We start from the raw sequence: 20,996 nt of genomic DNA on the forward strand, positions 1-20,996 counted from the left end.
GGGGGCGCAGTAGCCAGGCTCGAAGAGCCCGGCTACTGCCCGCGCCATTGGTATAGGGCGTGCCCGGCCGGATCAGTTCTCGTCCGGCTCGTAACCCAGGTTCGGTGACAGCCAGCGTTCGGCAACGCTCTGCTCCATGCCGGTCCGGTGGGCGTAATCCGACACCTGGTCTTCGCCGATCTTGGCCACGCCGAAATACTGCGCCTGCGGATGGCTGAAGTACCAGCCGCTTACGGCGGCGGTGGGCAGCATGGCGTAGGACTCGGTAATGGTGATGCCGGTGGCTTTTTCCACGTCCAGCAGCTTCCACAGCAGCGCCTTTTCGGTGTGATCCGGGCAGGCCGGGTAGCCCGGTGCCGGACGAATGCCCTGGTACTTCTCGCGGATCAGGGCTTCGTTGTCCAGTGCCTCGTCCGGCGCATAGCCCCAGTACTCCTGACGCACACGCTTGTGCAGGCGTTCTGCGAAGGCTTCGGCCAGACGGTCGGCCAGGGCCTTGACCATGATGCTGTGGTAGTCATCGTGATCCGCTTCGTAGTGCGCCACCAGTTCATCGACGCCAAAGCCGGTACTCACGGCGAAGGCGCCGTAGTAATCCTTCTTGCCGCTGGACTTGGGCGCAATAAAGTCGGTCAGGCACATGTGCGCCTTGCCGGCGACCTTTTCGGTCTGCTGGCGCAGGTGGTGCAGGGTCATCAGCACTTCGGTGCGGCTGTCGTCGGTGTAGAGCTCGATATCGTCATCGCCGACGCTGTTGGCCGGGAAGAGGCCGAACACGGCCCGGGCCTGCAGGCGCTTTTCGTCCACCAGGCGCTTGAGCATGGCCTGGGCATCGGCGAACAGGCGACGGGCTTCTTCGCCGACTACCTCGTCATCGAGGATGCGCGGGAAGCGGCCGGCCAGTTCCCAGGCCTGGAAGAAGGGTGTCCAGTCGATGTAGTCGACCAGCTCCGCCAGATCGTAGTCTTCAAACACCTGGATACCCAGCGTCTTGGGTACCGGCGGTGTGTAGGCATCCCAGTCGATGGCGAACTTGTTGGCCCGGGCGGCCGGCAGCGACACGCGGCGCTTGTCGTTCTGGCGCGCGGCGTGGCGCTCGCGAATCGCCTCGTACTCTGCCTGCACTTCCTTCACGTAGTCGGCCTTGCGGCTGTCGGACAGCAGGGCAGAGGCCACGCCCACGGCGCGCGAGGCGTTGGTGACATGGACAACCTGGTCGCGCTTGTAGCCTTTCTCGATCTTCACCGCGGTGTGCGCCTTGGAGGTGGTGGCACCGCCGATCAGCAGTGGAATGGAGAAGCCCTGGCGCTCCATTTCCTTGGCGACATGCACCATTTCATCCAGCGACGGCGTAATCAGGCCGGACAGGCCGATCAGGTCGGCGTTCTCGTCCCGGGCGGTCTGCAGAATTTTCTCCGACGAGACCATTACGCCGAGGTCGATAATCTCGAAGTTGTTGCACTGCAAGACCACGCCGACGATGTTCTTGCCGATGTCGTGCACGTCGCCCTTCACCGTTGCCATCACCACCTTGCCGGCCGAGCTGCTGACGTTGTCCGCCTTGCTGGCCTCGATAAAGGGCATCAGGTAGGCCACGGCCTTTTTCATCACGCGGGCGGATTTCACCACCTGGGGCAGGAACATCTTGCCGGCGCCGAACAGGTCGCCGACCACGCCCATGCCATCCATCAGCGGGCCTTCGATGACCTCGATGGGGCGGTCGTAATTCAGGCGGCATTCCTCGACATCGTCGTCGATGAACTCGGTGATGCCCTTGACCAGCGCATGGCTGAGACGGCGATTCACATCCCAGGAGCGCCATTCCTGCGCTTCGGGCGCTTCGGCGGCAGCGCCGTCGCCGCGGTATTTCTCGGCGATTTCCAGCAGGCGCTCGGTGCCATCGGCGCGGCGGTTGAGGATGACATCCTCGACCCGTTCGCGCAGCTCTTCGGGCAGGTCGTCGTAGATCGCCAGCTGGCCGGCGTTGACGATACCCATGTCCATACCCTGCTGAATGGCGTGGTACAGGAAGACGCAGTGAATGGCTTCGCGCACCGGGTTATTGCCGCGGAACGAGAAGGACACGTTGGATACGCCACCGGATATCTTGGCGTGGGGCAGGTTCTGCTTGATCCAGCCGGTGGCCTCGATAAAGTCCACGGCGTAGTTGTTGTGCTCGTCGATACCGGTGGCCACGGCGAAGATGTTGGGGTCGAAGATGATGTCTTCGGGGTCAAAGCCGACCTTGTCCACCAGGATGCGGTAGGAGCGCTCGCAGATATCGCGCTTGCGCTCAAAGGTGTCGGCCTGGCCGGTTTCATCAAAGGCCATCACGATCACGGCGGCGCCGTAGCGGCGCACCAGCTGGGCCTGGGCGATAAAGTTTTCTTCGCCTTCCTTCATCGAGATGGAGTTGACCACGCCCTTGCCCTGCAGGCACTTGAGGCCAGCTTCGAGCACATCCCACTTGGAGGAGTCGATCATGATCGGCACGCGGGAAATGTCCGGCTCCGAAGCGATCAGCTTGAGGAAGCGCTCCATGGCGGCCTTCGCATCCAGCATGCCCTCATCCATGTTGATGTCGATGATCTGGGCGCCGTTTTCCACCTGCTGGCGGGCCACATCGAGGGCCGTTTCGTAATCGCCTTCCTTGATCAGGCGCTTGAACACCGCAGATCCGGTGACGTTGGTACGCTCACCGACGTTGACGAACAGGGTGTCGGTACCGATGTTCATCGGCTCCAGGCCCGCCAGGCGGCATTCGGGCTTGATGTCCGGAATCTCGCGCGGATCCTCGTGCTCGACCGCCTCGCGAATGGCGCGGATATGCTCCGGTGTGGTGCCGCAGCAGCCGCCCACCAGGTTGAGGAAGCCCGAGCGGGCCCACTCGCCGATTTCCTCGGCCATTTCTTCCGGGGTTTCGTCGTATTCGCCAAAGGCGTTGGGCAGGCCGGCGTTGGGGTGTACCGAAACAAAGGTATCGGCGATACGGGAGAGCTCCTCCACGTACTGGCGCAGCTCCTTGGGCCCCAGGGCGCAGTTGAGGCCCACGGAAATCGGCCGCGCATGGCGAATGGAGTTCCAGAACGCTTCGGTGGTCTGGCCGGACAGGGTACGGCCCGACGCATCGGTAATGGTGCCGGAAATCATTACCGGCAGGCGCACGCCGTTGTCGTCGAAGTACTTCTCGACCGCGAAGATTGCCGCCTTCGCATTGAGCGTATCGAAAATGGTTTCGATCAGGATGATATCGGCGCCACCCTGCACCAGGCCATCGGTGGACTCGACGTAGGCGTCGACCAGCTCATCGAAACTGACGTTGCGAAAACCGGGGTCGTTCACGTCCGGCGAAATCGAGCAGGTGCGGTTGGTCGGGCCTAGCACGCCGGCCACATAACGCGGCCGGCCGGGTGTCTTGGCCTGGGCTTCATCGCACACCTGGCGGGCAAGCTGCGCGGCGGTACGGTTAATCTCATGGCTGATCGACTCCATGTCGTAGTCGGCCATGGCGATGGTGGTGGCGTTGAAGGTATTGGTTTCAAGGATATCGGCGCCGGCATCCAGGTAGCCGCGGTAGATGTCCGCAATCAGTTCCGGCTGGGTCAGGACCAGCAGGTCGTTGTTGCCCTTGACGTCGGTATGCCAGTCGGCAAAGCGACTGCCGCGATAGTCCTGCTCTTCAAGCTTGTACTGCTGGATCATGGTGCCCATGCCGCCATCAATGATCATGATGCGTTTTTTGAGCGTGTCCTGCAGTGTCTTGAAAGTGTTTGCGTCTGTCACCTGTTAGGCCCCGATACTCTGTGGATCCATTACGAAGAGCGCTATTGTAAATCAAAAGCTTGTCTCTTTTCCTGAGGGCTGCTCATGAACAGTTGAAAAAAACTGATACGAGGTCGCGCAGGCGCAGTCAAGGGTCGCATGTAGCAGCCTGTCGGGCTTACCACTGATCTACTGCGGAAAAGCCGAATTTGGTCATTTTATGTAATCTTTTTTGTTAAATAGAACCACTATTCGCCTCAAAAGAGCTCAAAAACTGCCGCAAATCGGTCTTTCCCTCGCTATGATCGGCCAAACCCGACAGGCTGCGAGGGCCGATTTGTTTCAGATTTCTTTCCTGGCGATGAGTCGAGTATTATGTGCACCGCACAAACGCCCGGCATTCATTCAGGATTGTCTGGCCCGCCGAGGCGGGCTGCGCGGATAGAGCAGGGTGGTTTGCTGCCGATGACCCGGCGGGGAAGGCGCAGGCCAGGATTTGTCCTGATCGGAAAAACAGTAGAATTGGCTCGCCCGGCGCGGCAGTTCAGGTTTGGCAAAAGGTAACGACAATCCATGAATAAAAAATCGACGGCCGTGGAAGTCAGCATGGAAAACCTGCTGCGGATTTTTACCGTTCCCGAAGCGCCCGGCTCGACACTGAGCCGCCTGGAGAATGATATCTCGGCCAACCTCGCCGGTTTTCTGCAGGATAATATCGTTGCCGAAGAGACCGATCTGGTCAAAATCGAGCGGGATTTCAACGATACCAAGATCCCCGAAGACGCGGTCTACGTGTCAGAGCAGGCCCAGTTCCTGCTCGACAAGGTGGTTGCCCAGTCCGTTCATACCTCGTCGCCAAGCTTTGTGGGCCACATGACCTCGGCCTTGCCCTATTTCATGATTCCGCTGTCCAAGATCATGATCGCCCTGAACCAGAACCTGGTAAAAACCGAAACATCCAAGGCCTTTACGCCGCTGGAGCGTCAGGTGCTGGGCATGTTGCACCGCCTGGTGTACGCACAGCCGAATGACTTCTACGACCACTGGCTTCACGACAGCCATCGGCACCTGGGGGCCTTTTGTTCCGGCGGCACCGTCGCCAACATTACCGCGCTCTGGGCGGCCCGCAACCGGGCATTCGGGCCCGACGGCGACTTTGCGGGCATCACGCGCAGCGGCGTATTTGCCGCCATGCGCCACTATGGCTGTGAAGGGATGGCCGTGCTGGTCTCCGAGCGTGGCCACTATTCCCTGTCCAAGGCCGCCGATGTGCTGGGCATCGGGCGCGACCAGATCGTGACCGTGGAAACGGACGGTCACAACCGAATTCGCCCGGATGCCCTGCGGGCAAAGCTGGAACAATTGAAGCAGCAAAATATTCGGCCCTTTGCGCTGGTGGGTATCGCCGGCACCACCGAGACCGGCAATATTGATCCTCTGGATGTGCTTGCCGATATCGCCGAGGAGCATGGCATTCACTTCCATGTGGACGGCGCCTGGGGCGGGCCGACACTGTTTTCCGACCGCTATCGCGGGCGCCTGAAGGGCATCGAACGGGCTGACTCCGTAACCATCGATGCGCACAAGCAGCTCTATGTGCCCATGGGGGTCGGGCTGGTGCTGTTCCGCGACCCGTCGGCACTCGCCAGTATCGAGCACCATGCCCAGTACATTATCCGCAAGGGCTCCAAGGATTTGGGCAGCGCGACCCTGGAAGGCTCGCGTCCGGGGATGGCGATGCTGGTGCACTCGGCGCTGAAAATTATTGGTCGGCGGGGCTATGCATTGCTGATCGACAACGGCATCGACCTGGCACGCCGGTTCGCCGACCGTATCGACGCGCTGGATGACTTCGAACTGGTTTCAGAACCCGAACTCAATATTTTGACCTACCGCTGGGTGCCGGCGGCAGTGCAGGACGCACTGCGTGACGCCGATGCCGAGCAGTGCCGGCAGATCAACGATGTGCTTAACCGCATTACCCGAATGATCCAGAAAACCCAGCGCGAACACGGCAAGGCCTTTGTCTCTCGCACCCGGCTGACGCCGGATTGCTACGGGCATCAGCTGATTACGGTGTTTCGGGTCGTGCTGGCCAATCCGCTGACCACCGATGCGGTGCTGCAGGACGTGATCCAGGAACAGCGCGAGATTGTCGATGCCATGGCGGGCAATGAAGATATTGTCGAGCTGCATCGATTGACGCAAACCTCCACCCTTTAACCGCCGACTTTTTTGCGGCGACCCGCGACCTGCTGTGCCGCCATGGCTGCTTAGGCTGCACAGCGCCGGCTTTCCCCTCTGTGTCGAATATTCCGTCAGCTAACGCGCGTTGCCACAAACTGTCGACAATGCTGTGGTGGTTCAAGCGTCGCTGATCGCATGATTCCTGCTTTAAATCACGTATTACGCCGTTTTAGCCTTTTGTCTAGGTTAACAATTGCCCTTTTTTGATTAAGCTTGCTGTGAGTTTTTCGTTAAGTGTCAACAATCTGGTTGGCTGTTAACGGCCACAGGCGGATAACAATAAAGGGGCTGCAGCATGACATATCAGGCGGAATACGCACGATCGATCGACAATCCGCAGGCGTTTTGGGGTGAAAAGGCCGCAGCGCTGCACTGGTTCAAGGCGCCGCAAGAGATACTTTCCAGGGATGAAAACGGCGTCGATCGCTGGTTTGTCGACGGCGAACTGAATACCGCTTACCTGGCGCTGGATGTGCACATTGAACAGGGCCGCGGTGAGCAGGCCGCGCTGATTTATGACTCGCCGGTAACCCAAAGCAAAAAGATATTCACGTATCGCGAGCTGCGTGACGAGGTTGCGCGTTTTGCCGGCGTGCTCAGCGCGCAGGGGGTCGTCAAGGGCGACCGGGTGCTGATCTACATGCCGATGATTGCCGAAGCGGTGATCGCCATGTTGGCAGTGGCACGTCTGGGGGCTGTGCATTCGGTGGTGTTCGGCGGTTTTGCAGCCCCGGAGCTCGCCGTGCGTATTGATGATGCCAGCCCGCGCGTGATTGTCACCGCGTCCTGCGGTATCGAAATTGCCAAGGTCATTCAGTACAAGCCGCTGCTGGATGACGCACTGCGACGTGCCCAGCACGCCCCCGATGCCTGTGTTGTGCTGCAGCGGCCCGAGGCCACTGCCGAGCTTGTTCCAGGGCGCGATCTGGACTGGCATACCGCCATGGCGCAGGCGCAGCCTGCCGATTGCGTACCGGTCAGGGCGACGGATCCGCTTTATATTCTCTATACCTCCGGCACCACCGGCAAGCCCAAGGGGGTGGTCAGGGATAATGGCGGGCACGCCGTGGCGCTGAACTACTCGATGCAGGCCATTTACAACATGAGCCCCGGCGAGGTTTTCTGGGCGGCGTCGGATGTGGGCTGGGTGGTCGGCCACTCCTATATCGTGTATGCCCCCCTGTTGGCCGGCTGCACAACGCTGGTGTATGAGGGCAAGCCGGTGCGTACACCGGATGCGGGTGCCTTCTGGCGCGTCTGTGCCGAACACCGCGTTAAGGCACTGTTTGCCGCACCGACTGCCTTTCGGGCCATCAAGAAGGAAGATCCCGAGGGCGCCTTGCTGGGCCAGTATGATCTGTCCTGCCTGAAAACCATCTTCATGGCGGGTGAGCGGCTGGATCCGCCCACCTATGAATGGACCCGGGAGGTCACCGGTCTGCCGGTGGTGGATCACTGGTGGCAAACCGAGACGGGCTGGGCCATCTGTGCCAATCCCACGGGGCTTGAAGTGCTGCCCCCCAAGCCCGGTTCATCCACCGTGCCGGTGCCGGGCTATAACGTGCGCATCCTCGGCCCTGCCGGTGAAGAACTGCCGGCCGGAGAACAGGGCATACTGGCGCTCAAGCTGCCGTTGCCGCCTGGCTGCCTGCCGACCATCTGGGGTGACTTTGAGCGTTTTCGCTCAGGCTATCTGTCGGACTATCCGGGCTATTATTCGTCCGGTGATGGCGGTTACAAGGATGAAGACGGCTACGTGTTTATCATGGGGCGCACCGATGATGTGATCAATGTCGCCGGGCACCGCTTGTCGACCGGCGAGATGGAAGAGGTTGTCGCGGCACATCCGGCGGTGGCGGAATGTGCCGTGATTGGTGTGCATGATGACCTCAAGGGTCAGCAGCCGGTGGGGCTGGTGCTGCTCAAGGACGGTGTGGAGCTGGACGAAGCCCAGCTTGAAGCCGAGCTGGTGGCCAGGGTGCGTGAAGCTATCGGCGCCGTGGCCTGTTTCAAGCGCGCCGTGGTGGTGCAGCGCCTGCCCAAGACCCGCTCGGGCAAAATATTGCGTAAGCTGCTGCGCCAGATCGCCGACGGGCAGGATTACAGCGTACCCTCAACCATCGATGATCCCACCAGTCTGGACGAGATAGAGGCTGTGTTTGACAGTCGGGGGCTGGTCAGCAAGGTCTGATGTTAACCCGGCTGACACATACATCGTCAGCCGGCGCAGTGCCGGAAATCTGTAGGAATCCGGGCTCTTACAAACGGCGATACAAAGTATCCCGCCTGCCGGATTACGCACTGTATTCGGCCGGCGGCTGCCTGCACGCCGTCAGTGTCCACCCCGCAGCATGTCTTTGCCACCACTCGCCGCCTGAATAACAGCATCGGCTCAGCCGGGCTGCTGGCGCTGCACTGTATGGCAGAGACAATATACTTTATACCGTTATCTACTATGTTGCGATTTCAACATCTTAACTTATGCGATCAGCGCCGGCGGTCAATTCCAATCGCAGGGCGGGGGTTATCGGGGTGATCCTGGGGGGGAGGCGCACATACCCGCCTGAAAGGGCTGCTGTGCGCAGCCATTCAGGCGGCTCGGCTGGGTGTTAGCCGGCTGCTTGTACTGTCTGAGCTATTGGTTGTGCTGCCGGCCCGCGGCCTACCTGGCCAGTGCGTCCTTACCTGTTTTCGCGATTCGACACGGCATTCAGTACCTGGTCCAGTGCGCGGCTCGAAAGCAGGCGTTTGAGGATGCCGAATATCCAGGTCGGGGTGGTGACATAGTAACGGGGGCGGGCGCGTGGTGCTTCCAGTGCCTTGATGACCTGTACCAGTACCGCTTCAGGCCGTTTGGTGAACGGATCCTTCTTATGCGGTCCTTCGGCGGCCAGGCGGCGCTCGACCGCCGCGTACGTTCGACGGTGAGCACTGTTCTGGGTATCAATGTTCTGCTTGAACTTGAGGTAGGCGTTTTCCCTGAAGCGGCTCAGGACGGGCCCCGTATCGATCAGTGAAACCTGAATGCCGCTTCCCCTGAGCTCCAGGCGCAGGGTGTCGGTCAGGCCTTCCAGGGCGAATTTCGACGCATTGTAGGCACCGCGGTACTTCAGCGCGATCAGGCCCAGCACCGAGCTGTGCTGGATGATGCGGCCGTAACCTTGCTGGCGCATGATCGGCAGCACGCGACAGGTCAGTTCATGGGTTCCGAACAGGTTGGTTTCGAACTGCTCCCGCAGCACGTCGCGGCTCAGGTCCTCGATCGCACCGGGCTGGCCGAATGCGCCATTGTTGAACAGTGCGAAGAGGGTGCCGCCGGTTTGGCGGGTGGCCCATTCAACGGCTTGCCGGATCGAATCGGAATCATCAAGATCCAGCCTGCAGGCTTCGAAACCCTGTTGCTCGAGATGCTCCACGTCCTCGGGCTTGCGCGCTGTTGCCAGTACTCGGTAGCCACGCTGGCGCAGTCCCAGTGCCACGTGGTGGCCGATACCGCTTGAACAGCCGGTAATCAATATGCTTTTTTCCATGGCCGCTTCATCCTCTGTGCGCCGTTGCTGACTGGGCAGGCATGCTAGCAGATTTACGCCCGGCAATTGAGCTTTGTCATTGCTCAGGCGCCTGCCGCCAGATCAGAAAGCCACCCGGCGAACAGCGCACTGCCAGGACCCCGATCAGAGGTAAAACACCGACAGCAGCATAATCGCCAGTAACGATATCGGCGTCGATAGCATGATGATTGCTGCCACCTGGTCTTTGGGGCCCTGGTACTGGGTGGTCATCATGTAGCTGAGTACAGCCACCGGCATGCAGGACTGAATCAGCAGGGATTTTTCGAGCATGTCGGGCAGTGGCAGCAACAGTATGGCCAACCAGGCCGCGATAAGGCCAATGAGTACCCGGCCGGCGCTGATGCATCCCACCAGCTTCAGGTCGCTCAGGTTGCGGATGCTGATTGAACCGAGTGAGCGGCCCAGCAACAGCAGCATGATCGGCAGGGTGATGCCGGCCAGCATGTCCAGCGTATTGAGCATCGGCGCGGGTACGGTCGTGCCCGTCAGCAACAGGATCACGCCCACGAGCAAGGCGATGATCGAGCCATTGGTGAGCAGGGCGCGGGGGTTCAGTTTGCCGGACATCAGCCAGGCGCCGAAGGTAAAGTTGCTCAGCCCCACGATGGTGGACGTCAGCACGGCGTAGGGCAGCGCTTCAGGTCCCAGCAGGGCAAACACCACCGGAATGCCAAGGTTACCGGTATTGGGGTTGACCAGTACCGGCAGCAGAAATCGCATCGGTTGTCCGCTGATGCGCAGTGCCAGAGCGGCCATGAGCGCCGCAATAATGAGCATGCTGGCAGTCGCCAGTGCAATGTCGGACAGCACGCCGATGTCGGCCTCCATCCTCAGCAATGAATTGAGCAGCAGGCTCGGCAGGCCGATGACCATCACCAGCTGGCCTAGGTCCGGGCTGTCCAGCAGCCGGGTACGCTTGCTCAGGATCCAGCCAAGACTGGTGCAGACCAGCACCGGTGTAAGGCTGGAGAAAAACTCGATCAGCATGGACCTTGCCTCTGAAAAATTAAGTGCAGAACCGGGGCTGGGCCTAGCTGCGGTTTCACATGATAGCGCTAGCATGTTGTATGACAAAGTATCTTTTAAGCCAAAACGCTCAAGCGAAGGCTAAAAATTCGCAAATCAGCACCGGGTGAAGGCGCAGCCAAACCGTAAAGCACGCCTGGCATGCCCCGGTTAATGCGGGCCCGGACGGGCGTTACCCGCTAGTGCGGATAGAGCTCGGCCAGCGGTGGGGAGGGTTGTGCTCGACCAGCACAGCTCTCGAGCGCCTTTAAGCTGGTTAACAACCGCTCGGCATTGACCGCGGGTCTGTCCTGTAACCCGGCGTCGGGCGGCGTGTTCGACTTGACCGTAGGCGCGGCTTTTAACGCCGCTTCGGGTGCGAAAAGCGCGCGGTCCAGCGCGGCAAGTTCAGCCTGCAGGGCGGCATCGCCCAGCGCGGCGATGCGCGCCAGGCTCGGTGGCTGGGTGCCGGTGAGCCGGCAGGCGTCGGCCCAGTCGAGGATCGCTCGGCGGATCTGGGCAGGATTCCCCTGCCGGCAGGCTTGCTGTACCTGGCGTTCGGCGATCTGCCGGTTGGGTGTGTCGTGCCTTTCGGCGGCGGGCAACTTTGGCGGGCGTGGGCGCTGGCGGGCGCGCCACCAGCCCAGGGCCAGCAGGCCGCAGAGCCCGGCCCAGGCCAGGTTGCTCCATAGCAGCCAAGGGGACAGCAGCCCGGGGGACAGGTCCGCATTGTTCTGCGTGCTGGCCGTGGGGGCTGCCGCTGCTGTTTCAGCGTCAGTCACGGCGGCAGTTGTGGTCGCGGTTGTGACAGCCGGTGCCTGTACTGGTGCGGTAGCAGGAGTCTGGGCGGTGGGCGCCGGCTGGCTGCCCTGGCGCGGCGGCAGGACGGTGAGGGTGATCGGCTCGCTGGTGGCTTCGCTGAACTCGCCGCTTTGGCTGTTCCACCAGCGTACCCGGCTTGCCGGCAGGGTCAGGGTGCCGGGCTGGGTGGGGACCAGGCCAACGCGCTGGCTGCGGCTGATATGCAGGCCATCGGCGCCGGCCTGCTGTTGATCGTAGACCGGCTCCGGGTACACCCGCACGCCATCGAGCGCTGGTGGCGTCAGGCCCGGCAGCCGCGCCGGATCGGCGCCTTCGGTTTCCAGGCGCAGGTTGAGGGTGACCGGTTCACCGGCATAGACGCTGGTCGTGCCGCTTTCGAGCCACTGCTTGAGCTTGAGGCTGTCGGCGGGCAGCCAGTCATCGCCGGCGTTGGCTGGTGGCGCCTTGACCTCGATCTGTTGCGCCTCGGTGCGCAGCCGCACCGCCTGGCCGCGGTTGAGGTCGAACACCGAGCGCGATCCGCCCTTGACCGTCGTGAGCATCTGGGCCGGCAGCTGCAGGGCGCCCGGTTGCCGGGCAAACAGGGCATAGTTCTTCTCGTACACCAGGTAGGGGCGGCCGTTGAGGGTACGCTGGTACTGGCGATCCTCCAGCTCGACCAGCCGGGCGCCGTCGACGGTCAGCGGGGTGATCTGCAGTTCCGACAAGGCGACCGCGGTATTGAGCCGCACCCGTACCCGCAGTTGCTGGCCCGGATACAGGGTCTGGGGCTGTAGGTCACGCTCCAGGAAGTAGTCACCGCCCTTGGCGTTGGCGCTGACCTGGGGCGCGGTCACTCGCACCTGCAGTGGCTCGCTGCGTGCCCCTTGCAGTTCAAAGGCCGGGATTTGGATCAGGCCCTTTTGCTTGGGCGCCAGGCTGTACTGCCACTGGGTAAAGGCGCTGGTCTCGCCGTTGATGGAGCGCAGCTGGCGACTCTGGCTGCGACCCAGCACGTCGAAGAACGGCTCCACGGCACTGATATCGGGTTCGGCGCGGGTGTCGCGGGAATCGAAGCGCAGGCTCAGGGTCAGGGTTTCATCCAGCGCCAGCTGGGTGCGGTCAACGCTGGCGCTCAGCGTATCGGCGCGCAGCAGGGCGCTGTTCAGCGCCAGCAGCAGGCCGAATAACAGGGTCAGGAGTGCGGTCCGTGACAGCGGGGTGATGCTTACCATCGGGTTTCCTCGGGTGGTGTCCAGCGGCCCTGGCGATAGGCCTCCAGCTTCTGCTGATATTCGTATTCAAACTTGCGCCGCAGCAGCCCGCCGGGATCATCCGGCAGCTGACGCAGCCAGCGTTCGAGCTGCTGTGATCGCTCCGGTGACGGATCGCCGTTCGCCGCCAGCGCGTTCTGGCCGTCGTCCGGCGGCTGCTTTTCATCCCTACCGGCATCCTTGTCGGCATCGCTGACGGTGGTTGCCTCGTCGGGCTGATCGGCGCTGTTCGGGTCCGCTTTGGACGGTGCCTTGTTTGCCGGGTGCGGCTTGTTGGCTGCTGAGTCTGAGGGCGATCCCGGGGCCGAATTTCGGTCCCCGTCCTGCGGCTGACTGTCAGCCTGCTGTGGCCTTTTGCCTTGTGAGGGATTGGCGCCTTGCGACGGATTGGCGTCCTGCTGCTGAGTGCCGTTCGGGTTCTCTTTTGGGTCCTGGTTCTGGTCCTGGCGCTTATCCTGGGAATTGCCCTGGCCGGATTGGGAGTTCTTCTGTTGCTGTTGCTGTTGCTGTTGCTGCTGTTTCAGCAGCTGCGCCACCAGGTCGCGGTTGGCCCTGGCATCGGCCAGCTGCGGGTCGCGCTGCAGGGCCTGATCATAGGCGTCCAGCGCCTCCTTGAGCTGACCGCCCTTGGCCAGGGCGTTGCCGAGGTTGTAGTGATTGCGGGCGTTGTCCTGCTGCGCAATGGCTTCGCGAAAGCTCTCGCTGGCGCCGCTGAAATCGCCACTGCGGTAGCGGGCGCTGCCTCGCCAGGCGGGGTCGCGGAACTGGCCGGCGGCCTGTTCGAACTGCTGCGCCTTGTAGTGAGCAGCCCCCTGCTGATTAGGCGTCTGCCAAAGGTTGCGCCACAGATTGCCGGATAGCCCGGCAATACTCGCGTCTGCCGCCGGCGCGGTGGATGTGGTGCTGTCCGTTGCGGTGGTGCTTTCGGCGGTACTTTGGGTGATGTTTTCGGCGGCGTTCGCCGGTCGGGGCGCGATACCCGGGGTGATCAGGCTGACCAGCAGCAGGCTCAGCAGCCAGCCGCGGCGAAAGGCGAGGGCGGCCACCGGCAGCAGAAGCAGTACCAGCCAGGGGCCGGCCTCGTGCCACTGGGCGAACGACTGCCCCAGCGGCGGCTGCTCGGCCAGGACGTTATCGATGCGCGCCTCGGCAAACTGGGCTCGGAAGTCATCGAGTTCGTCGCCGCTGGCACTCAGCGCCCGGTAGATGCCGCCACTGTCGCGGGCCAGGCGGATCAGCGCTTGAGCGTCGAGCCTGGCCAGGATCATGTTTCCTGCGCGGTCGCGGGCAAAGCTGCCGTCGTCGGTGGGGATCGGTGCCCCCTCGGCGGTACCGACCCCGAGGATCGACAGCCGCTGGCCGCTGGCCTGCAACTGCGCCGCCACCGCATCGGCGGCCGCGGGTGTGACCCCGTCGGTAATCAGCAGCAGCTGGCCGTCCGAATGGCCGCTCTCGTTGAGCAGCGCCAGCGCACGTTCCACCGCGGCTTCCACCTGGCTGCCGCGCACCGGCATGATGGCCGGTGACAGGGTCGGCGCCAGGGCCAGCAGGGTCTGGCGGTCCTGGCTCAGCGGGCTGACGACATGGGCATCGCCGGCGTAGACCACCAGTGCGGTGAGCCCTTCGTGGCGGGCCCGCAGCAGGTCGATCAGGCGCAGGCGCGCCTGCATCAGGCGCGAGGGCTTGAGGTCCTGTGCCAGCATGGACGGGGACAGGTCGAGGATCACCACCAGTGCGGCTTGCGGCTGGTACACCGGCTGCGGCAGCTGTTGCCAGGTGGGCCCGGCCAGCGCCAGGGTACCCAGAAGCCAGGCGGCGCCGAGGCCCAGCACGGGGGCGCGGCGCCGCTGGCAGGGCTGCTGTTCCAGCAGCGGCTGCAGCAGGCTGGCAGGGATCAGCCGCTGCCAGCCGCTGACTTGAGCCTGCTGTTGCCACAATCGATAACCCAGCAGGGCGGCGGGAATCAGCAGTAGCAGCCACAGCGGACGCAGGAAGTGAAAGGCGTCGATCATTGGCGTGCCTCCCGCACGGCAACGGCCGGTCGCCGTTCATAAACGCGCATCAGCGCCCACAGCAGCGACAGTATCAGTGCCAGCCCCAGCGGCCAGTAAAACAGTGCCTCTTGCGGGCGTACCCGTTGCTGTTCCTGCTCGCTCGGTTCCAGCCGGTCGAGCTCGGCGTACACCTGGGCCAGCTGCTCGGGGTCGCGGGCGCGGAAGTAATGCCCGCCGGTGGTCTCGGCCACCTGGGTCAGCAGCTTTTCATCGAGGTCGGCGGACGGGTTGACCCGCCGAGTGCCGAACAGGCTTTGCACCAGCATTTCGTCGGCGCCGATCCCCAGGGTGTGAATGCGGATGCCTTCTTTGGCCGCCACCTGCGCCGCTTCCAGCGGTTGCACCTGGCCTGCGGTGTTGGCGCCGTCGGTGAGCAGAATCAGTACCCGGCTCTGCTGCGCACGGTCGGTCAGACGCTTGATCGCCAGGCCAATGGCGTCGCCGATGGCGGTCTTTTCGCCGGCAAAGCCGATGCGCGATTCATCGAGCAGCTGCACCAAGGCGTGGCTGTCAAAGGTCAGCGGCACCTGGATATAGGCGCGGGTGCCGAACAGGATCAGGCCCAGGCGATCGCCCTGGCGTCTCTCGACGAACTGGGCCAGTACCTGCTTGACTACCGTGAGGCGGTCAAGCAGCTCGCCATCCACCGGCATGTCTTCGGTGCCCATGCTGCCGGAAATATCCACCGCCAGCAGCAGGTCGCGCCCGCTGGGGGCCACCGGCAGCGGGTCGCCGACCCACTGCGGGCGCGCTGCAGCCAGCAGCAGCGCCAGCCAGATCAGGCTCAGCAGTGCCAGGCGGGCACGCAGGTGGCGCGCAATGCCTGCGGGTGCTTTGCCATCGCTGCGCTGTAGCTGGTCAAAAAAGGGAACCTGCAGCGCCGCCTGCTGGCGCCGTGCCGGGCGGGCGAAGCGGTAGATCAGCCAGGGCAGCGGGGCCAGCAACAGCAGCCAGGGCCAGTCCAGGGTCAGCATGGCCACCTCCGTTTATGCTGCAAAATCCAGTCGCGAGCCAGCTGCAGAACGGCATTGGTGTCGAATTCGATCGCAGCCTGGTAGGGGCCGCGCAGCAAGGCGTCGCCGGTGCTGCTGTTAAAGGCATCCAGGCCGCTGCTGTCGATCAGAAACTGGCGCCAGGCGTTATCGGTGAGCCCGGCCAGGGCCTGCTGCGGATAGGCGCTAAGCGCGGTACGGCGCAGCAGCTGGGCGACCTGGGTCAGGTAGCGCTGCCGGTCCTGGTCCTGTTGCAGCTGGCGCTGGTATTCGCTCAGCAGCGCCAGGGCGGCGCGCCGGTAGCGGTTGCGCTGTCGGCGCCGCCACAGCAGGCGGCCGGCCCAGACCAGCCCGCCCAGCAGCAGGGCGGCGAGCAGCCACCAGCCCGGCGCCGGCGGCCAGAATCCGACCTCGGACGGCAGCTGCAGATCGTGCAGCTGTTCCAGCGACGGCGGGCTGGCCGGCATCGGTACGGTGGCAGGGCCTAGCGGGGAGGGGGTGGTCATGCGCGCCCCCGTGCGCCGCTGCGCTGGCCATAGAGTTGTTGCAGCAGTGTCAGCGGTGACTGTTCGGTACTGAGGTGATGCAGCGGGATGGCCAGCCGGGTGCAGAGCTCGCGCAGGCGCTGGTCCCGCTGTGCCAGCCGCTCGCCGGGGCGGTGCAGGTCCCTCACCGCAGCACGCTGGCGGCCGTTGCCGATCCACAGATCGTCGCTGTCGGGCAGTTCGTATTCCAGCGGATCGCTGATCAGGAACAGGGTCAGGTCGCTGTGGCGGGCGAGCTGGTAAAGACGCTGTTCGCTGGCGTCGTCCAGGTCGTGGAAGTCGCTGGCGATATAGACGGCGGTGCCGGGGTGGCTGGTATGCAGTAGCTTGTCGAGCAGCTGGCTCAGGGGCGCGGGCGCCTCGGCGGGGCAGGGTGTGGACAGGCGACGGCTGAAGGCATCCAGTTGCTGCAGCAGCTCCAGCACGCTGTGGCGGCTGCGGCGCGGACGCACATCGCGGTGCTCCTGGTCGCCGAACACCAGTCCGCCGACGCGGTCGCGTCCGGCCAGGGCGATCCAGCCGAGGGTGCCGATCAAGGCGCTGGCCAGCACCGCCTTGAAGCAGTGGCGGCTGCCGAAGAACATCGGCGAGCGCAGGTCGGCGGCCAGCAGCACCGGCCGTTCGCGCTCCTCGCGGTAGACCCGCGTGTGCGGTGCCTGGCGCCGGGCGGTGACCCGCCAGTCGATGCTGCGGATGTCGTCACCGGACTGGTAGGCGCGTACCTGGTCGAAGTCGATGCCGCGGCCACGCTGGTGGGTGCGCCATTCGCCGGCCAGCGTGCTGCCGCTTCGGCGCCGGGCGTTCAGGCTCAGGCGGGCGGCGAAGCGGTGCAGCGCCACCAACTGGTCGAGCCGGGTGTAGGCGCCCTCGAGCGGGAACTGGTCGCTGGCGTCTGGGTTGAGTGGGCGATTCATGCTGCGGCTCCGCTCAGGCTACCGGTACCTGGTCCAGCAGGCGCGAGATGACCGCGTCGCTGCTCTGGCCGTTGGCTTCGGCCTCGAAACTCAGCAGCAGGCGGTGGCGCAGCACATCATGGGCGATTGCCTGCACGTCGTCGGGGCTGACGTAATCGTGCCCCTGCAGCCAGGCATGGGCGCGGGCGCAGCGTTCCAGTGCGATGGTGGCGCGCGGGCTGGCGCCGTAGTCGATCCAGCGTGCCAGCTCCGGGGCATGGTGTTGCGGGTCGCGGCTGGCCATCACCAGCTCGACGATGTAGCGCTCCACCGCTTCGGCCAGGTGCAGGGACTGAACCTCGGCGCGGGCGGCGAACAGGCTTGCCTGACTCAGGCGGGCCGGGGGTTCTGCCACCTCGGTGCTGGCCTCCTGGCGCGCCAGGCGCAGGATCGCGAGCTCCGATTCACGGTCCGGGTAGCCCACGTTGACCTGCATCAGGAAGCGGTCGAGCTGGGCTTCGGGCAGCGGGTAGGTGCCTTCCTGCTCGATGGGGTTCTGCGTCGCCATGACCAGGAACAGGTCGGGCAGCGGATAGCTCTGCTGGCCGATACTGATCTGCCGTTCGGCCATGGCTTCCAGCAGCGCCGACTGCACCTTGGCCGGCGCGCGGTTGATCTCGTCGGCCAGCACCAGGTTATGGAACAGCGGCCCCGGCTGAAATTCGAAACTGTGGGTCTCGGGGCGGTAGATGTCGCTGCCGGTGATATCGGCGGGCAGCAGGTCGGGGGTGAACTGCACGCGGTGGAAGTCGGCGTGAAGTGCCAGTGACAGCGTCTTGATGGCCTTGGTCTTGGCGAGCCCCGGCGCGCCTTCCACCAGCAGGTGGCCGTCGGCCAGCAGGGTGATCAGCAGTCGCTCGATGAGGCTGTGCTGGCCGATAATCTGGGATTGCATCCATTGTTGAAGGGTTTGAAACTGGCGAAGTGGTGTCATGGTCGTGGCGATTCCCTGCTGAGAGCGGATGGGGCCTGTATATGAGTCCCGGCTGTTCTTCGGCCCCTAGGCCCTATCTGGTGTTAAGTCGACAAATTTCAAGCGGTTAGTACCCGGATTTCGAGAGTAGGTTCCCTGGCGGGCGTTCATTTATAGATGCAGGTCAGCGGGCGGCGCGCCTGTTATGGTGCGGCGATATTGCAGTGCTACCTGGGCGCCTCCCCCGTCTTAGTTGATATCCTGCTCCGTCGATGCCGTCGCAAGTTGCTGCGCGCATGCCTCGCGAACGCAGCCGCGCAGCCAGCGATGCGCCGGGTCCGCATGCATTCGTGGGTGCCAGAGCAGTGACACGGTGACTTGCGGTGGTGCAAAGGGCAGCGCAAAACTGTGCATGTCATCACGCAGGGCGGCGGTGGTTTTTTCGGGCACTGTCGCAATCAGGTCCGAGGTTCGGGCCAGTGCGAGCGCCGCTGAAAAGCCGCCAACCATGGTGACGATCGTGCGCTCCAGTCCCAGCGATTCCAGGGCCTCATCCACCGGCCCCCGGTCGATTCCCCGCCGCGAGATGGCGATATGCCTGCCGGCCGCATAGCGGGCGGCCGTGATCTTGCCGGTGCTCAGCGGGTGCCCCCTGTGCACGACACCGATGAAACGATCCCGGAACAGGCCCAGGGTCCGGATCTCCGGCCCCATGGTTCTGCCCACAACACCGATTTCCAGGTCCACGGTACCATCGCGCAGTGGCGTGCTGTCCCGGTCGGGTTTGGGCACAAATCGCAGCCGCACCTTGGGTGCTTCTGCGCTGACGCGGGCTATGAGGTTCGGCCCGAAGGTTTCCACAAAGCCTTCACCGGTGCGCAGGGTGAATGTGCGCACCAGCCGTTCTGGATCGAGCGCTTCCTGCGGGCGCAGCACGGCCTGTACCTCGTCGACCAGTTGGCTCACCCGTTCGCGCAGTTCCAGCGCCCGTGGCGTAGGCACCAGGCCGCGCCCGGCCCTGACCAGCAGCGGATCGCCCGTCGCCTGGCGCAACCGTGCCAGCGCCCTGCTCATGGCCGACGGGCTGAGCCGCAGGCGTTGAGCGGCGCGCGCCACACTCCCTTCCGAGAGCAGCGCATCCAGGGTGACAAGCAAGTTGAAATCGGGAGTCTGCATCCGCCAACCATAGCACCCAGCGGGGAATCTGACATGGCGTTCTGTGCACTTATTAAGTGTAAGCCGTGCGTGTGCCGCAATATTGAGTGAACGGATATAGTACAGGGAGTTCAATGTCGACAGCAGCCAGAAGGCGGATTCCAGCATGAAGCGAGCCATGACAGAAGCAGGCGCGGAGCCAACGGCAAACGGCGAGCCGACAGCGCCCGGCAGGTGGGCGCTGGGCAGCCTTGCCCTGTCGATGCTGCTGGCTTCCCTGGGCATAAGCATCGCCAATATCGCCCTGCCGACCCTGGCCGGGGCCTTCTCGGCCTCGTTCCAGCAGGTCCAGTGGGTCATCATTGCCTACCTGCTTGCCATCACCGTCATGATCGTCAGTGTCGGGCGCCTGGGTGATATCCTGGGCCACCGGCGGGTGCTGCTGGCCGGCATTATCCTGTTCACGGTGGCCTCGCTTCTGTGCGGTGTGGCCCCCACGCTCTGGCTGCTGATTGTTGCCCGCGGGCTGCAGGGCCTGGGCGCCGCCATCCTGATGGCGCTGACCGTGGCGCTGGTGCGCGAGACCACAAGCAAGGAAAGGACCGGCAGCGCCATGGGCCTGCTCGGCACCATGTCGGCGATCGGCACCGCGCTTGGACCGTCGCTGGGGGGCATCCTGCTGGCCGGGCCCGGCTGGCACGCCATCTTTCTGATCATGGTGCCGCTGGGCATCCTAAATGTCCTGCTGGCGTATCGCTACCTGCCGGTTTCCAGGCGCAAGGGCGAGGCCGGGCGCTCGGGCTTCGATGCGTTGGGCACGCTGCTGCTCGGCCTCACGCTTGGCGCCTATGCGCTGGCCGTAACGGTTGGCGGCGGCACTTTCGATGGGCTCAACCTGGCCTTGTTGCTGGCAGCAGGCCTGGGCGGGGGGCTCTTTATCATGGCGCAGGCGAGGGCGGCATCCCCACTGATTCCGCTGGCGGCATTGCGCAATGCCCTGCTGAGCGCGAGCCTGGTGATGAACGGGCTGGTCGCGACGGTGATGATGGCGACGCTGGTGGTCGGGCCTTTCTACCTGTCGCGATCGCTCGGGCTCAGCGAGGCGCTGGTGGGCATTGTCATGTCGATCGGTCCGATAATCTCGGCATTCAGCGGTGTGCCGGCCGGGCGCCTGGTCGACCGCCTGGGTGCCCCCATCATGGCCATCGCCGGACTCGTCGCCATGGCGACCGGCGCCTTTGCGCTGTCCGCGCTGCCGGCACTGTTCGGCGTTGCGGGTTATCTGGCTGCCATTGCCATCCTGACCCCCGGCTATCAACTGTTCCAGGCGGCCAACAACACGGCGGTGATGCTGGATGTCGGCGCAGACCAACGTGGCGTTATCTCCGGCCTGCTGAGCCTGTCGCGCAATGTTGGCCTGATCACCGGTGCCGCCGTCATGGGAGCGCTGTTCGCATTCGCCTCGATGACCACCGACATCACCACCGCCCACCCGCAGGCCATCGCCGACGGCATGCAGGTGACTTTCGCTGTTGCAGGCCTGCTGATGGTGGTTGCCCTCGGCATCGCCGCCATCAGCCGGGTGCTTGCCAGGCGCGCCGCGCTGGCGGTGTCGTGATCTTGATACCGGGGCGTCCCGACCACCCGTCAGGCGGGTTGCAGGCTGAGACATAAAAGGCCGCGTCATCCGATGCGGCCTTTGCTGTTGTGCGCCGGTCTGGTG

At 63.8% G+C, this 20,996-nt stretch carries 13 protein-coding genes; 3 read left to right on the forward strand and 10 right to left on the reverse strand.

Annotated features, from left to right (window positions below):
• Positions 1-72: 72 nt before the first annotated feature.
• Positions 73-3,783, reverse strand: a complete 3,711-nt coding sequence (gene metH / locus F451_RS0123015) for a methionine synthase (RefSeq protein WP_020683780.1) — start codon at positions 3,781-3,783, stop codon at positions 73-75.
• 552 nt (positions 3,784-4,335) lie between these two features.
• Between metH and panP the strand changes: the two genes are divergently transcribed.
• Entirely contained in the window at positions 4,336-5,985 is a 1,650-nt protein-coding gene (panP, locus tag F451_RS0123020) for a pyridoxal-dependent aspartate 1-decarboxylase PanP (protein WP_020683781.1), read from the forward strand.
• Between the two features lie 319 nt (positions 5,986-6,304).
• Positions 6,305-8,200: a propionyl-CoA synthetase gene (locus F451_RS0123025; RefSeq protein WP_020683782.1), complete on the forward strand. Its 1,896-nt coding sequence runs from the start codon at positions 6,305-6,307 to the stop codon at positions 8,198-8,200.
• Positions 8,201-8,690: 490 nt separating this feature from the next.
• Here the strand turns inward: F451_RS0123025 and F451_RS0123030 are convergent, their stop codons facing one another.
• The 9 genes from F451_RS0123030 to F451_RS26365 all read right to left on the reverse strand — a co-directional run bounded on the left by F451_RS0123030 (position 8,691) and on the right by F451_RS26365 (position 19,294).
• A complete protein-coding gene (locus F451_RS0123030; RefSeq protein WP_020683783.1) occupies positions 8,691-9,539 on the reverse strand; it encodes an SDR family NAD(P)-dependent oxidoreductase in 849 nt (282 codons plus the stop codon).
• A gap of 144 nt (positions 9,540-9,683) precedes the next feature.
• Entirely contained in the window at positions 9,684-10,568 is an 885-nt protein-coding gene (locus F451_RS0123035; protein WP_020683784.1) for an AEC family transporter, read from the reverse strand.
• A 218-nt stretch (positions 10,569-10,786) separates the two neighbouring features.
• Entirely contained in the window at positions 10,787-12,622 is a 1,836-nt protein-coding gene (locus F451_RS0123040) for a BatD family protein (RefSeq protein WP_020683785.1), read from the reverse strand.
• Positions 12,616-14,673: a VWA domain-containing protein gene (locus tag F451_RS0123045; RefSeq protein ID WP_020683786.1), complete on the reverse strand. Its 2,058-nt coding sequence runs from the start codon at positions 14,671-14,673 to the stop codon at positions 12,616-12,618. Before F451_RS0123045 ends, F451_RS0123040 begins: the two co-directional genes overlap by 7 nt.
• Positions 14,670-15,689: a vWA domain-containing protein gene (locus tag F451_RS0123050; protein ID WP_020683787.1), complete on the reverse strand. Its 1,020-nt coding sequence runs from the start codon at positions 15,687-15,689 to the stop codon at positions 14,670-14,672. The genes F451_RS0123045 and F451_RS0123050 overlap by 4 nt, the downstream gene beginning before the upstream one ends.
• Positions 15,683-16,213: a DUF4381 domain-containing protein gene (locus tag F451_RS0123055; protein ID WP_020683788.1), complete on the reverse strand. Its 531-nt coding sequence runs from the start codon at positions 16,211-16,213 to the stop codon at positions 15,683-15,685. Before F451_RS0123055 ends, F451_RS0123050 begins: the two co-directional genes overlap by 7 nt.
• The gene (locus tag F451_RS0123060) at positions 16,210-17,166 is read right to left on the reverse strand and encodes a DUF58 domain-containing protein (RefSeq protein ID WP_020683789.1); all 957 of its coding nucleotides are present in this window, start codon (positions 17,164-17,166) and stop codon (positions 16,210-16,212) included. Before F451_RS0123060 ends, F451_RS0123055 begins: the two co-directional genes overlap by 4 nt.
• Positions 17,167-17,179: 13 nt before the next feature.
• Positions 17,180-18,139 (reverse strand): AAA family ATPase, encoded by a 960-nt coding sequence (locus F451_RS0123065; protein ID WP_026292008.1) that lies wholly within the window; start codon positions 18,137-18,139, stop codon positions 17,180-17,182.
• A gap of 228 nt (positions 18,140-18,367) precedes the next feature.
• Positions 18,368-19,294, reverse strand: coding sequence for a LysR family transcriptional regulator (locus F451_RS26365; RefSeq protein WP_040880362.1), 927 nt, complete (start codon positions 19,292-19,294; stop codon positions 18,368-18,370).
• Positions 19,295-19,439: 145 nt separating this feature from the next.
• Here F451_RS26365 and F451_RS0123075 point away from each other — a divergent pair, with 145 nt between their 5' ends.
• The gene (locus F451_RS0123075) at positions 19,440-20,891 is read left to right on the forward strand and encodes an MFS transporter (protein WP_020683792.1); all 1,452 of its coding nucleotides are present in this window, start codon (positions 19,440-19,442) and stop codon (positions 20,889-20,891) included.
• The last annotated feature ends 105 nt before the right edge of the window (positions 20,892-20,996 follow it).

Origin of the sequence: Marinobacterium rhizophilum DSM 18822 (assembly GCF_000378045.1) — a bacterium.
Classification (GTDB): domain Bacteria; phylum Pseudomonadota; class Gammaproteobacteria; order Pseudomonadales; family Balneatricaceae; genus Marinobacterium_A; species Marinobacterium_A rhizophilum.

What these genes read in the sequence shown, in the direction of transcription:
- F451_RS0123035 (WP_020683784.1), bottom strand. Translation starts at nt 10,568, where the DNA reads ATGCTGATCGAGTTTTTCTCCAGCCTTACACCGGTGCTGGTCTGCACC.
- F451_RS0123065 (WP_026292008.1), bottom strand. Translation starts at nt 18,139, where the DNA reads ATGACACCACTTCGCCAGTTTCAAACCCTTCAACAATGGATGCAATCC.
- F451_RS0123075 (WP_020683792.1), top strand. Translation starts at nt 19,440, where the DNA reads ATGAAGCGAGCCATGACAGAAGCAGGCGCGGAGCCAACGGCAAACGGC.
- F451_RS0123060 (WP_020683789.1), bottom strand. Translation starts at nt 17,166, where the DNA reads ATGAATCGCCCACTCAACCCAGACGCCAGCGACCAGTTCCCGCTCGAG.
- F451_RS0123050 (WP_020683787.1), bottom strand. Translation starts at nt 15,689, where the DNA reads ATGCTGACCCTGGACTGGCCCTGGCTGCTGTTGCTGGCCCCGCTGCCC.
- F451_RS0123025 (WP_020683782.1), top strand. Translation starts at nt 6,305, where the DNA reads ATGACATATCAGGCGGAATACGCACGATCGATCGACAATCCGCAGGCG.
- F451_RS0123030 (WP_020683783.1), bottom strand. Translation starts at nt 9,539, where the DNA reads ATGGAAAAAAGCATATTGATTACCGGCTGTTCAAGCGGTATCGGCCAC.
- F451_RS0123040 (WP_020683785.1), bottom strand. Translation starts at nt 12,622, where the DNA reads ATGGTAAGCATCACCCCGCTGTCACGGACCGCACTCCTGACCCTGTTA.
- panP (WP_020683781.1), top strand. Translation starts at nt 4,336, where the DNA reads ATGAATAAAAAATCGACGGCCGTGGAAGTCAGCATGGAAAACCTGCTG.
- F451_RS0123045 (WP_020683786.1), bottom strand. Translation starts at nt 14,673, where the DNA reads ATGATCGACGCCTTTCACTTCCTGCGTCCGCTGTGGCTGCTACTGCTG.
- F451_RS26365 (WP_040880362.1), bottom strand. Translation starts at nt 19,294, where the DNA reads ATGCAGACTCCCGATTTCAACTTGCTTGTCACCCTGGATGCGCTGCTC.
- F451_RS0123055 (WP_020683788.1), bottom strand. Translation starts at nt 16,213, where the DNA reads ATGACCACCCCCTCCCCGCTAGGCCCTGCCACCGTACCGATGCCGGCC.